This window comes from Paenibacillus sp. LK1 (assembly GCF_002750415.1).
Lineage (GTDB): Bacteria > Bacillota > Bacilli > Paenibacillales > Paenibacillaceae > Paenibacillus > Paenibacillus taichungensis.
On sequence record NZ_PEII01000019.1, the window covers coordinates 1 to 14,538 of the forward strand.

Consider the following 14,538-nt stretch of genomic DNA (forward strand, 5'->3'; position numbering starts at 1 on the left):
CCGGAATTAGAATATACCATGTACAAAAATAAATTGCAACCCTTATTTAATATTTATCTATCTCCGTTTGATGAGAACAATAGAACCATTTTATCCCCCTTCTATTTATAATGAATCATTGTCTTGAAATCAGACCCTATCTGCTACACGCATATAGATATGATAATGTTAAACTTCATTAACGTATAGATAAAGGGTAATAGTTGCTGTTCATAGTAAACATTCTTTTCGTCTTGAAGAAACACTAACTAGCAGCTAATGGGATACTTAGTTTTGTACCGCACATATCCATTAGTCTCTATAGTAATATATGAATTCAGATTTTAAGAAACCTACATCTACTAGATATTAACTCTCTCCATAATAGATAGGAGTTACTCTAGTATCTACTCTTTCATATTTACATATTGAAACAATAAAGGGATCAGCGTATATTGCTAGCCAACTTCTCACCACTCCCTTCTCCCCTCAGCCCCTGAACCTTCCCATCATAACTGTATCGTAATACCGACCGTCCGCATGTCGCCGATCCTTTTTCAAAGTTCCCTCTATCTCGAAGCCCATTCTTCTGTAAAGCTCCATCGCTTTATCGTTCGTCCCCACCACGTTTAAGGTCATCTTCTCAATTCCATTCGTATCTGCCCAATCTATCGATAGTTCGAGTAATCTCTTGCCGATCCCGTAACCCCAGAACTCTTTCGTTATGCAAACGCCTAATTCAACCTTATGAGAAAATCGCTTTAGATCGACTCCCTCACATCTGGAATACCCAACGATTTGTTCTTTTACAATAGTAACGAGAAACAAGTTTCTCTCTTTCTCCGAGTCCAACCGGATTATTTGTTCAAACCCCGCTGGATCAATAAAGCCTTCACCTTGCTCACGATCCATATACTCGGTTTCTCCATCCATCTGTACACGAAGTGATGACAATGCTTCAGCATCCTTTTCCATTGCAGACCTAATCGAATAGATCAATCCTTTTACATTAAACTCCTGTTGATCGATGATCATACGCCATAATCCCTCCATTTTATTTTATTTTGCATATCCTATTCATGGCTCTACCCCACCTCAGACGGACTCTTGCCCGTAAGCATCTTGAACACCTGACTGAAATACGTGGCGTTGCGGAACCCTGTCATCTCGCTAACTTCGTAGACCATGTAATGTCCTGACTGTAGTAGCTCCAACGCACGTTGAATCCGGTACCCGTTTACATAACTCACAAAGTTCTCTCCAGTCACCCTCTTGAACAGCTGACTCAAATATTTGGGGTGTACAAACAGTCCCTTGGCAATGGCTTCAAAACTAATCTCATCAGCATAATGCATTTCAACGTACTGTTTCACCTGCTCCACTAATTTATTGCTTTTTTTCTCGCCCATTTCTTTACGTATGTGTTCCATCCAGTTTCGAATAATACCATCCATCCAGCATATCAGATCCTGCAGCCCATATTTCGATTGAATTTCCCGCAAAAAATGGCTCATCGCGAGCGGTGGTGCCAGCATGGGATAATGTCGGTTCCAACTATGAATTAACGTGTCGAACAGGCTCACGGCCACAACCTGCACATCCTGAATACTGATACCACCCCCTTCGTCCAGCAGATTGCGAAGGTGAACCCATACCTCCTCTGCCAGATCAGTTCTCATATCTGCCCATGACTCACTCCATTGTCGCAGCAATAGCGAGTAATCCGTTGCGCTCGGCGTTAAAGCATCGGATGAATCATATCGATATACACGACTCCCGCCCTGAAACTCTGCTTTCTCCAGCGCCTCCCTGCTCTCCAGATAGGAGTCCATCACTTCGCATAATTGAACTTTGGACGTTCCAATACCTGCGCTCATTTCGATCTTGAGATACGTAAAAATCTGATCAATCATCCTTTCAACTATCGACTCAAATTGTTCTAGCGGGTCCTTCTCGTCAAATAGAAGCAGCACAATCACCTGATCCGAATAATCCACGATCTCCACCTGGCAGTCGTTTATTTGCGTAGCCTGCTCTTTGACGGTCTCCTGAATAATATCTGCTGCCCCATACCTTAACAGTTGCCAGTCCCGTTCTTTCATCCTTGTCAGAAATGCAGGCCGATACAACTGCAGACTGATGGCACGCACTTGAGAGGGTATGCGAATGCCCACATAATCCATACGTTCCGCAGGCAATTCCTCTTCCCGATAGCGCGTGGTTAACAGCTCGTGGAGAAACAATTTGCGAAGATAGGGAACCACCCGCCCAATTTCCTGTTTGTACGTCTGCTCCAGCTGCTCACGCCGCTCACGCACATCCTCTTCCAGTAACACCTCACGCAGAACAGACTCAATCTCCTCCACTTCCGCAGGCTTTAGCAAAAAATGATTCACGCCCCAGCGCATGGCCGCTCTGGCATTCTCGAATTCGTCATATCCGCTAAGAATGATGATCGGCAGATGGGGATAGTCCCGCCGCAATGCCTGCGTGACCTCAAGTCCTGTCATTCCTGGCAAATAGACGTCCGTCATCACAAGATCGGGACGCAGCTGTTGGAACAGCTCCAGTGCGTCCACGCCATTGGAAGCTGTTCCTGCAATGCGGAGGCCAATGGATGGCCAATCAATATGGTCGGTCAATGCTTTTACAATATGCGGGTCATCGTCTACGAGCATAATGGTTTTCATTCATTTTCACCGCCCAGCCATAAGTTTAATTGTTCTTCCGTCTCAATACGTGGTAGCGTAATGGTCACTTCTACTCCGCCTAATTCACCTGCGCATATATCAACGCCGTACCCAGTGCCACAATACAGTTGGATACGTTGATGTACATTTCGTATACCAATACCAGTCGTCTCCTCCAGCTTCCAGCCCAGAGGCAAGCCCTGTCCGTTATCCTTTAAGCAAATGATGATTTTGGATGGTGGAACGTTGCTCTCAGATTCCCGCATATCCACCTGTATGCGAAGTTGTCCTTCCTTCAGCTGCCCATGCATGACCGCATTTTCGATAAAGGGCTGCAAAATGATTTTGGGAATGTAACAGCCTCGCACTCTCGGATCAATCTGTTCCTGATAATCAATGGAGAATGGCAGCCGCTCTGACTGAATGCTGACGTAACAACGAGCATGCTCCAACTCATCCCGTACCCGGATGAATAATCTGCCACCGCTCAATCCAATACGCAGCAGTTTGCTGAGTTGTACAATCATGCGGCTGATGTCCTTGGCCTCATAATCGAGAGCACGCCAGTGGATCATGTCGAGTGTGTTGTACAAAAAATGCGGTTTGATTTGCGCCTCCAGTAAACCGGTCTGTGCTTCACGCTTCGCTCGGCTCTCTTCCTTGACCTGCTCCATCAACTCCGTCAATTGTGATGCCATATGGTTGAATCCATACGCCAAATGGGCATATTCCTCGGTAAACGAAAGCTGAACCCGGGTATTGAAATCCCCCTTCTCCAGTTGCCTCATCCGCTTGATCAGCTGACGTAAAGGACGAACAATCCGCCAAACGAACAGATACGCAAGTACCGCTGAAAATAGTAACCCCAGCACAGCTATTCCAAGGATCTGCCATCCGGCCTGCCTCACAGGAGATAATAGTGTGTGAACAGGGATCGTCTGAACCAATCGCCACTGAAGCATGGCAGGTCTTGAATACAGAACCAGCTGCGCTCCGCCAGGCTTGCCGGAAACCACTTCAAATCCGTCCTCCCCATGTTCAACATGCTCCTGAATCCATACACGATCGACGACTGGTTCGCTTTCCACAGCAGCAGCTGCATTAGTAGATACATTAATAGAAGGAAAAATTTCCGAGGCTCCATGAATTGAGCTCGAACCCTCACCAGGATTCACCTCTAAATTGTCATCGCCCATCTGCATGACGACGTTGCCTGCGGTATCCACCAACAACACCTGTCCATCCAGCACCATCGGCATATCCGCAAATCTACGTACAATATCGGCGCGACTCAGGCGGATGAGCACGTAGGCTACCGTACCACCCCGGCTGTCAAAGATTCGTTGGGCGTATCCGATTAGCGATTGGCCTGATTCGTTTTCCCGCAGAGGTACCCAGGCCGCATCCGCATGCTCCAGTGCAGCAAACCATGAAGCACCGGCAATCGTATCCACTGAATAGATGCGATCGGCCATCGTGACTGTGACACCGTTGAAGGCATCCGTATACAGCTCGATCGAGGTAATACCTTCACTGACTACCACCGTATGATCCAGTATTTTGGACACCTCACGCCGTTGGTGGATCTGTGTCAGCCTTCCCGTTCCCTTCGTTTCAAGCAGATTCGACAGCTCACGGTTGCTCGCCAAGGAGTAAGCCGTTCCTGTAACACCTGTAATAAAATCAAACCCTCGGCGTGTACTCTCATTCAGAAGAGCAAGTCGTGCTTTGCTGATCTCGGTAAACGTGACGGCAGAGAACGACTGGTATGCCAGCCAAACAATAACCGAGACGAGCAGCAGGTTAAACGCAATAAAGCAAGTCACCATCAACGTGGAGAGCTTGCTTTGTTGCAGCTTATGATTTAGGAATAACGATAATCTTCGTTTCCGCATGGAATCAACTCGTTTCGTCTTGGAATTACCCTTTGAGCCCAGAGGTCGCGATTCCTTCCACGAAATACTTTTGACACACGATAAATACGATAAAACAAGGTACCAGTGACAGCACTGACATCGCAAACATCGGCCCCCAATCGGATTGGGAACTGGAATCGAGGAATAGACGTAAGCCCAGCGGGACCGTATATTTGCTGACATCACTCAGATAAATCAACTGGCTGAAGAAGTCATCCCATGTCCACAAAAAGGTAAAGATCATCGTCGTCACCAGCGCAGGAAAGGCCAGCGGAATGATAATTTTGGTATAAATTCGTACAGGACCACATCCATCAATCGTCGCCGCTTCATCCAACTCTTTGGGCAATCCCCGGAAGAACTGGACCATCAGGAAAATAAAGAAGGCATCGGTCGCCAGCCATTTTGGCACTACCAGCGGCAGATACGTATTCACCCATTCCAAATGGTTAAACAGAATATATTGAGGGATCAGCGTCACATGGTGTGGCAGCATGATCGTCATCAGCATTAAGCCAAAGCAAATCGCTTTGAACCGAAAATTCAATCTGGCAAAGGCATACGCCGCCATCGAGCAAGAAATGACATTGCCAAGCACAGCGCCCAGCGACAGGACGACGGAGTTGGTCAGAAAACGGGAGAAGGGATTGCCCTGAATGCCCGTCCAGCCATTGATGTAGTTTTGCCAGTTCCATTCTTGCGGCCAAAACCAGGTTTCGGTGAAAATCATATGTCCCGGTTTGAAAGAACTGCCCAGCATCCAGAGCACCGGGTACAGCATGACAAAGGCAATGACCGAAATCAGTACATGCTTGGCGACTACCCACGAAGCAGCATTTCGTTGTCCAATCATGATTTCCCACCATCCTCATAGTGCACCCACAGCTTGCTGCTGCGGAATACCAGCAATGTAAAGACACCGATCAGGATTACCAGCACCCAGGCCATTGCGGATGCATAACCCATCTGGAAGAACGAGAACCCTTTTTTGTACAGGTATAGAGAGTACATTAATGTTGAATTGACTGGCCCCCCGCTGCCGTTACTGATGACAAAAGCCTGAGTAAATGACTGGAAGGAGGTAATCAGCTGCATTACGAGATTGAAAAAGATAACCGGTGACAGAATCGGCAGTGTGATATAAAAGAATCTCCGGAGTGGGCCTGCTCCATCTACGGCGGAAGCTTCGTCATACTCAGGTGGAATCTGCTTTAATCCTGCCAGGAAAATAATCATCGACGATCCGAACTGCCATACGGACAGCAGTACGATCGAATACAGGGCATATTTCGGGTTGGCGACCCAATCGGGTGCCTTAATGCCGACCATGGCAAGCACCCCATTGAGCAGACCGTCACCGCCCAGCATTTTGCGCCACAGCATTGCAATCGCGACACTGCCCCCGAGCAGGGTTGGGATGTAATACACCGTACGGTAAATGCCAAGCCCACGAATGCCCTTGTTCAACAACATCGCCACCACCAGGGCAAAAACTAGCTTGATCGGTACGGAGACAGCGACATACGTAAATGTGACTTTGAGCGATTGGATAAACAGTTTATCCGATGTAAACATCGTGGTGTAGTTATCCAGACCGACCCAGGAAGGGGCGGCCAGGATACTGTAGTCGGTGAACGAAATGTATAAGGAAACGAGCATCGGCCCAAGTGTCAGAAACAATAAACCAACCAGCCATGGGGCCAGAAACAGAAGCGCTGCTCCATTATGGGCATATCTCCGTTTCACCCGCCGGGCTGTTACACGCTCGGCTCGTGCTTGACTGACCTGTGTTGTACTCATCTTCGCAACCTCCCCGCGGAATAAGAAGTCTGGAACCGTTCAAGTGTTATTGACTTGATGCAAGTGTCGCCTTGGCCCCTTCAATGAACTGGGCAATCACATCCGGTGTGTTGTCTTGACCAAAGGCGATCTGCTCGCTTGCACTCTTGAAGCTGGTATCCACTTCGGAAAATCCTTGCGGGTATGGCGGATCAATTTCACTGGAGTTTTTCGATACCACATCGATAAATTGGAAGATGGCTTGCTCCGCTTCTGGCAGCGTAGGCTGCATCTTCTCACGGATGCTGGCATTGACGGGTACTCCGCGCTCCGAGCCGAGTATGGCGGTTGCTTCGGGATCATTGACCATGAAGTCGATAAACATCGCCACTTCCTTCGGATGTTTTGTTTTGGCATAACCGGACAGGAACTGACCTGCTTTCAGGTATTCACCGATTTGCTTTTCACCCACTCCGTGCGGAAGTACTTGTATCCCAAGCTTATGATCCTGGTTTTTGTTCACCTGCTGGAACGTCAGCAATTGGTTAGACCAGGCAAAGTCCATGGCGGCTGTACCAAGCGAGATCGGGCGTGTCTCCAGTGCATTCGTAGTGGATGCCGTCACTTCTGCAGAGGTAGCACCCCCGTTCTCACGAAGCGCCCCCCACATGTCAAACCATTGCTGAAGCTCCTCGCTGGTCGCTGTCAACGTCCCGCCATCAAATAGTCCCTTGCCTGTTTGCCGGATAAATACCTCAAACATGTTGGTCGTTCCCGATACATCCGCAGAACCGTAGAAACCGTCACCCTTCTCCTCTGCAATCTTGGCCGCTACGTCGCTAAAATCCTTCCAAGTCCAGCTTTCCTGTGGCTCCTCGATCCCGAGCTCCTGGAATACGGTCGCATCATAGATGACACCAGGCGCATTTACACCCAATGTAATCGCGTATAATTTATCGTCAATCGATCCGGCTTTGAGCATGCTCTTGTCATGGTCCTCTGTGCGCAGCTCTTTGCTCTCTGCGTATGGGGTCAGGTCAAGCAATGCACCACGCCGGGCAAAGTCGGTTAGAAAAGCGTAATCCATCTGTATGATATCCGGTGCATTTGAACCGGCTACCTGTGTGGTCAGCTTGTCAAAGTATCCGTCCCAACCGGAATATTCCGGCTTGATGGTAATGCCAGGGTGCTTCTCTTCAAACAGCTTAATCACTTTGGTCGTGAGATCATGGCGAGTCTGTGATCCCCACCAGGTCATACGAAGTTCAATTTTGCCGGAAGTGTCCCCTTCTTCACCTTCATTGGATGAGGCAGAAGGTACTGATGATCCTCCGGAACAGGCTGTAGCGAACATTAACAGGGATAGGCAGAACAGGGTTACCCACTTTTTGGTATTCAACACGAATGAATTTCCTCCCCTTTTACTTTTATGGAATCGCTTACAAAAACTATTGTAACGGCCTATGGCTGCTCATGACATAAACAAAAGTAAGCTTTCCTGTCAAAAAAGTAAGGGGTTGGTACAAATGTCCATTCAATTGTCTTCAATATTCTTAGTGATTAAATAACCACTAGGAATGATACTCCCGGTGGTTATTCATATATACAGCATTCTTCGTGCGGCGTACTCTACCTCGCTCCATCTCACCAGTGGTCATCCAGCCGTTTGCAATGAAACGTTAGAGTACATATCATGTAAGATTTCGATGAAAGTATCCTGTAGTTTTACTGACACTTTCAGGATTGCGTCACAGCAGTTGATGACACCTTAGGCTGGGCCAGATGTTTCTTCATCTTCGCCACTTCAGTTCCTGCCAGCATCATAATGCCAATACCGTGATTGTCATTCGTTACCGTGAGCAGATCCTTATTGTAATATTCTGCGGTAAAGGCATATCTCGAGCCACTGCACACACCATGTACATTACCCTGACGGTCAATCGCTTTACGGGTTAATCCGTTCCATGCCCGCTCAGCCGCCTCAATGTAACGTGCAGGTTGATATAACCAACCGAAGCGTACTCCCCGTGCAAAACCATAAGCAAACATCGCTGTACATGAGGCTTCCTGGTAAGTTTCCGAATCATTCAATACCTGATGCCACAATCCACCCTCTCCTTGCAGAGCTGCATATCCTTCACATAATTCATTAAAGAAGGCAATTAAAGCCGGGCGCTCCGAGTGCTCTGCTGGCAAAGCTTCCAATACCTCAGACAGTGAAAAGAGCGTCCATCCATTCCCCCGTCCCCACGGAATCTGTGTCGCCTGTCCATATTTGAAATCGTATACGTGGGACATGATCTTGAATTCAGGCATGAACAGATACTTCCGATACAATAAAAATTGTCTGGCGGCTTCATCCAGTGCTGAATTATTTTCCGTCAGTCGGGCATACCGCACAAGAAACGGAGTGCTCATATAAAGGTCGTCTGCCCACATCGTATTCTCGGCAAATTCACCGATACACTCGCGGTAAAATGCACCGTCCTCCTGTCGTTCCAACCGAGTCAGCATAAAATCTGCAATCCGTTCGGCAATCGGTAAAAACGTCGGCTCCTGACATTCGGAGTAGGACTCCAGCATTGCGGAGCCAAAAGAGCCACAGTTATCCAGCATTTTCATCATAACCAGTTGCTGGTTAACCGCTGGGAAACCATACTGCTCCCGATCCCATAATGAGTACTCATCCATACGGGTACACGACTGCACATGTTCTGACGCATAACGGGAAATGTCGGGCCGCTGCAAATAACGTCCGGTCTGCAACAGACCATATACGGTGACACCTAATGGATAATCCCAGCGACCATAGTTGGTCACACTGCCTACTGTCCATTTGTTACTGAGCATTGCATTTTCATAATAGGGACGTATCCACGCATCTGGTCTGTCCAGTCGCCAATATATGCGTTCCTTACGTACCTGTTGGCTTCCCGTTTCCTCTGGGTTATCGTTCAATACATTTCTTTTAAACACCCGATCAGTGCGCATTAGATCCTGCAAATCTGGTTCGACGTCCTCCGATTCAAAAGGACCTAGAAATAACCATGATTCTCCAGAAGCTCCGTGCACACGCTGGGGAAGCTCCAGTTCCAATTGCTCTCCATTCACCGTTGCATTTATTACAAAATTCCATGACTCAGCCGTATCGCTACATTCACTGCGAATCAACAGGTCATTCCGTCCAAAAGCTGCGGCTATGTTCACCTCGAATGGACCCGTTTCCTTCAATTGCACCGCCGATACGCCGTTCAGCCATATATTCAGTGGCCCGGAAGATTGACCAGACAAACGGATGGGGCAATCGCTTGAATCCCTATTGACCAACCGTGTCCACGCATAGACTTGCTGACCAGGAAGATGTCCGTATATTCTTTCCAGGGACGGTTGCATCTGTTTTTCCTCTGACCATTGCACGTCAGGCAGCCACTCCAGTTTGTGATCCTCTTCTGACCCGAGCAGATTCCATTCCGGATGATTCTCCTCCGAACTTATCGGTTTGGAATACACCCATCCGGCCTGTCCCTGTCTCTCCTGGAAAGGAGCAAGCACATTCAGAATGCGCACTTTCCCCTCGTCCGAGCCAAACTGGCATCCAAAGCCCGCAGGTGTATACTTCATCTCCAGCAACAACGTATTCCATCCCGGCTTAATGTCGATTCCCAGCTTCACAGTCGCGTCCAGGTTAATCTCATCCATGACCGTGGAGCGATATACCAATTGCTCATTAAAGTAGAAACGAACCGGTCCATAACAGCGGATTAGCACATCCAGATTTCGATCTTCATCCCCCCATACCAACGCTGCGGCATAGGAAATCTGACCTTTCTGTGCATCAGGGAAACGTTTACTCAAATTCAGATCATACAGACCCTTCTCATTTTGCAAAATACCAGACTTCTGAAATACGCGATATACAAAATCGGCCTGCGCGTTGGCACCTATATATCTCTCTGCCAGCACCTTCAGCACCTGATCCTGATCTTCTCCGAATCGATAATACATGCTCTGCGGTTCACTGAAATACGTTGTCATTGAATGCCCACATTCCTCTCCAGATGGAATACATAGGTATAGCGCTTAACCCTTGTGAGAAAATCTCTTTTACCGAACGGTGATGATCCTCGTTTATCTTTGGAATAGCCAAATAATAATCCAAGTATAACTGACCTGCTTTCCGGTGGCTACAGATTTTTGATTACGCTTACAAACAAATAATTGTATTGTCAGTCTGACGATAAGACAAAACAACGGACTACATCGTTGTAGTCCGTATCATGTAGATTACACTTATCCGAAAATGTCATATTTAACGAATAGCTTCTCAGTTTCTTCATATACAGATTTGGCTAATCCTTCGCCGTCAGCATCTACGCGAATGATCAAATCATATTGGCCTCTTGTCTCATTCATCTTATTTCCCAATTGCAAAATAACAGGTGTGCCGGGTTCTACATTTACTTTCAGCTTAAGCGTATGACCATCAGTACTGATCTGACTGCTATCTATCGTATAATTCTCACCATCAATTTGGTAAAAATCATCTATGCTAAACTGGAACGCATCGGTCCAATACTCGATGGTGCCATCCACAAATTCTTCTCCTACATCGTAGTTTAGAGAAAATGGATTATTCCCATATTGAATTTGAAGATACTTTGTTTTGGAGTTGCTTGAGTCGAATCCAAACTTACTGGAACCTATAGTCGGCACGTCTTCTGGCATCTCTCCGTTCACCAGCGTAAAAGTAAATACATGCGCCGCATCTTTAGGGGACTCATTACCTGCTGAATCCTTGGCGGTAATCACATATTTGTAGTCTCCTGGACTCAAATTATCCAACTTGGTAAGCGCAAGTGAGCCATCTGATTTGCTTTTGGCAAGGGGAATTCCTTCGTCCAGCTCTCCTTCATCCACGACTCCATTCGTATTTGCATCAGTCCAACTATAGAAAGTTACAACGGCTCCTTCTTCACTTACTGCTCCAGGATCCCCCTGAACTTGATCCCAGGTTCCGCTGTAATTATCGATAATGCTAAATTTGCTTACATCCACCGTCGGTGCTGTTATATCCACAGGTACAGATGGATTCATGTTCCCGCTATCGCTACTTCCACCTGATGAGGTCCCGCCATTATTCGAACTGGTAGGTGGAGCCGGCGTAGGCACGGGCGTTGGTGTTACCTCTGGTTTTGGTGTTGGTGTTGGGGTCGGCACTGGTTCGAGTTGCGGACCTGTAGTTTCTTTTATCTTCTGCAGCAATCGAGAAGCCGTCAGTGCCGCAGCTTGACGATCCGCTTGCAAAGCCGGTTTGAACATGTTGTTTTGATCACCGATGATGAATCCGGCTTCCAGCGCCGCACCAACTGCATCTTTCGCATACTCCGAGATGCTTGCGCTGTCCTTGAACGTTAACGAAGCAGCTTTGCCCGTTATGTCTGTTCCCTTCGCTCTCATCAGGGTTACGACCATATCCTGTCTGGATAATGTCTTACCACTCCCGAATTTCCCGCTTCCCATACCTTTAAATATACCTGCTTGATATACCGCTTCAACAGAAGCATAGGCATAGCTGGTCACAGGAATATCTGTAAATGTCGGATTGGATGGGACGTTATTGGTTACATCCAGCTTCAACGTCCTGGCAATCAGGATGGCAAAATCCTGTCTGGTGATCATACCGGACGGATTAAATTGGCCATGACTGAATCCAGTTATAATCCCTTCGTTTTGCAACTCTACTATGGCATCCTTGGCGTAGGATTTATCGATATCGGTAAATGATACTGCGGCGTTAGCCTGTGTCGTCCAGAAAGGTGTTGTCAACAAGGATGCTGCGAGAATCGAGCTGATGAAATGATTTTTTTTCAAAAGAATGCTCCTCCAATATGAAGTATATTCGTGTCATTCCAACGAAAAATCCAACTTAAATAATATGGACATGTACGATATTTCCATTATATAGAGAGGTTCTGAACCGATTCTGAACAAATCGCCTTATTTCGACAACGTGTTGAGCATTGGTTTAAAAATCGAAAAATGTTTCCGATATAGGTAGTAGGCTGAAAATTCCACTTTTTGTATGAGAAAGGAACGATGTACCTTGAGTATTCTTGAATCTCTAGTTAATGCTATGCCTTTTGTAAGACAGATGTTTCGTGATGATGTATCCATATCTATTAATGATCATGAGAAAGTATTGTATTTTGCCGAAGCCAAAAGTCTGGAGATCGGTGTAAACGTCGGGGACGAGTTACATGAGGATTATAAGGATTTTAAAATGCTGATTAACAAGGACACACGTACCGTGGCCCGCATGCCCGGTGATCTGCAAGGCAGACCCTTCGATGCCATCCTGATTCCAATTAAGGAAAACGATCAGGTTGTGGGCATACTCGGTGTGAACTACGCACTGGATAACCACATCACACTGGAAACGCTGATTAGCGAAAATGAAGCGACCATTCATGCACTAGTTGGTGGGATTCAGCAGATTGCGGCACATTCGGAAGAACTATCCGCGACTTCGGAAGAGATCTTGCGCAATTCCAAAAAAGCCTCGGAGAACTCCATCAATGTGACTAAAGTGACGAACGTCATCCGTGAAGTATCCGAACAAACCAACCTGCTTGGCTTAAATGCCATGATTGAAGCGGCTCGTGTCGGGGATCTGGGAAGCGGCTTCGGTGTCGTTGCCAGCGAGGTTCGCAAGCTGTCCGATCACACCAAACAAGCAGCAGCCGATATCGAATCTTCCCTTGGCAGCGTTCAAGACTCCATTAAACATATGGAACAGGAGATCGGTCAGATCACCACAGCAACGGTGGATCAGGCTGGGCTGGTAAACGAGTTTATGGAAAGTATTGAACAGCTTAGTGAAACTAGTGCGAATCTGAAAACGTTTGTGCAAAAGATGCTGGCTCTGGAATAAAGCTAACTTGTGGTCTGAGGAATAGGTTAAACAGGAATGACATGTACATAGTTTAAAACGGGCCTATCTAACATTAATATGGCAAAGGTTGAAAATAAAAAGCCTCCGCTTACTTCCTTATAAGGAAGTAAGCGGAGGCTTTCATTTTATTTTGATAAAGAATCGTGTACTAGACTGACTTACTGTTATTAAATCTCCACAGCTACGCCGTAATGGTCAGAGACCACAGGGCCGTTCTTTCCGTTGAGAACTACCGTTGAAGACTTCGCTTGTACCGGACGATTCGAGAAAATATAATCAATACGCAGATCGCGTTTGTTATCCGCCCATCCGGCAATGGCTTTGACCACGGTTGCACCGTCATCCTTTTTCACAGCCGTCGTGTACAGGTCATTCCAGCCCTTACTCATCATATAATCGTAGCCTTCTCCACGTACTTCTGCGACATTATTGAAATCACCCATAATATACAGCGGCTGGTCCATATATGGAGTGAGCTTGCTCTCGGTCAGTTCCCACTGCCCCTTGAAAGGTTCTTGTTCATCATCCCACCAGTTATAGTGTCCATTCACAAACCAGGTTGCTTCCCCTTGTACTTCAGTCTGAACACCTACAATTTTGCGTGTCCGGTAGTTGTCGTAATCCCGCATGTGGGATACATATTCACCAAAAGCCTGAATGATCGGCGTCCGGCTTAGGATGGCCAGCCCTTCATCGTATTTGCGGAAACCAACATGGGCCGGAATCCATGTCCAGTAATAGGTCTCGGTCAGTTGCGTAAGCAGAACGTAGGCGTAGTTATCTTTTTTGATCACAGCATCCGATTCCGTGGCAAAGTAATGTTTCAGTTCCTCCGCAGATAGCGCTGCTTCTTGCATCGATTGATTAACCTCCTGCATGGAGATCACATCGAACTGGTGTGTATTAATAAAATCAGCCAGGTGACTGATCTTGTTTAGTTGGTCTTCTTCTGCCCAAGCGTGCGTATTTAACGTAAGTATTTTCATATGCTCTCTCCTGTTGTTTGAAATTAAGCCGAATCCCGGCCTGCATTGTTCCTGAAAGGAATACATACGATAAGCATACACAAGACGAGCCTATTATGCATGGTTTATGGTAAAAAATAGAGATCGATACTCTTGGGTTTCACCTATCAAAAAGTCTCATCCAAGTTCTCAGAACCGATGCACGGAGCACATGATAACTGATATGATGGATACATGAAATGTACACCATTACGTCA

Annotated in this window: 10 protein-coding genes; 1 reads left to right on the forward strand and 9 read right to left on the reverse strand. The window is 46.9% G+C overall.

Translation table 11 applies throughout. The features are described from left to right. Nucleotides 1-468: 468 nt before the first annotated feature. The 8 genes from CS562_RS29565 to CS562_RS29600 all read right to left on the reverse strand — a co-directional run bounded on the left by CS562_RS29565 (nt 469) and on the right by CS562_RS29600 (nt 12,235). Nucleotides 469-1,014 (reverse strand): GNAT family N-acetyltransferase, encoded by a 546-nt coding sequence (locus tag CS562_RS29565; protein WP_099859134.1) that lies wholly within the window; start codon nt 1,012-1,014, stop codon nt 469-471. A 50-nt stretch (nt 1,015-1,064) separates the two neighbouring features. Next, on the reverse strand, nt 1,065-2,669 hold the full coding sequence (locus CS562_RS29570) for a response regulator (protein ID WP_099859135.1): 1,605 nt from the start codon (nt 2,667-2,669) through the stop codon (nt 1,065-1,067). Then, nucleotides 2,666-4,564, reverse strand: a complete 1,899-nt coding sequence (locus CS562_RS29575; RefSeq protein WP_099859137.1) for a sensor histidine kinase — start codon at nt 4,562-4,564, stop codon at nt 2,666-2,668. Before CS562_RS29575 ends, CS562_RS29570 begins: the two co-directional genes overlap by 4 nt. A gap of 25 nt (nt 4,565-4,589) precedes the next feature. Further along, complete coding sequence (locus CS562_RS29580; protein WP_099859138.1) at nt 4,590-5,438, reverse strand: carbohydrate ABC transporter permease; 849 nt, start codon at nt 5,436-5,438, stop codon at nt 4,590-4,592. Continuing rightward, on the reverse strand, nt 5,435-6,385 hold the full coding sequence (locus CS562_RS29585; protein ID WP_099859139.1) for a carbohydrate ABC transporter permease: 951 nt from the start codon (nt 6,383-6,385) through the stop codon (nt 5,435-5,437). Before CS562_RS29585 ends, CS562_RS29580 begins: the two co-directional genes overlap by 4 nt. Before the next feature lie 46 nt (nt 6,386-6,431). Then, on the reverse strand, nt 6,432-7,766 hold the full coding sequence (locus tag CS562_RS29590; RefSeq protein ID WP_099859141.1) for an ABC transporter substrate-binding protein: 1,335 nt from the start codon (nt 7,764-7,766) through the stop codon (nt 6,432-6,434). A 335-nt stretch (nt 7,767-8,101) separates the two neighbouring features. Continuing rightward, nucleotides 8,102-10,399, reverse strand: coding sequence for a glycoside hydrolase family 88/105 protein (locus CS562_RS29595; RefSeq protein ID WP_099859143.1), 2,298 nt, complete (start codon nt 10,397-10,399; stop codon nt 8,102-8,104). A gap of 255 nt (nt 10,400-10,654) precedes the next feature. After that, nucleotides 10,655-12,235: an S-layer homology domain-containing protein gene (locus tag CS562_RS29600; protein ID WP_099859144.1), complete on the reverse strand. Its 1,581-nt coding sequence runs from the start codon at nt 12,233-12,235 to the stop codon at nt 10,655-10,657. A gap of 232 nt (nt 12,236-12,467) precedes the next feature. On the opposite strand from CS562_RS29600, the gene CS562_RS29605 reads away from it, so the two are divergent. Beyond that, complete coding sequence (locus CS562_RS29605) at nt 12,468-13,295, forward strand: methyl-accepting chemotaxis protein (protein WP_083679131.1); 828 nt, start codon at nt 12,468-12,470, stop codon at nt 13,293-13,295. A gap of 188 nt (nt 13,296-13,483) precedes the next feature. Here the strand turns inward: CS562_RS29605 and CS562_RS29610 are convergent, their stop codons facing one another. Next, a complete protein-coding gene (locus CS562_RS29610; RefSeq protein WP_076291938.1) occupies nt 13,484-14,302 on the reverse strand; it encodes an endonuclease/exonuclease/phosphatase family protein in 819 nt (272 codons plus the stop codon). Nucleotides 14,303-14,538: the final 236 nt, after the last annotated feature.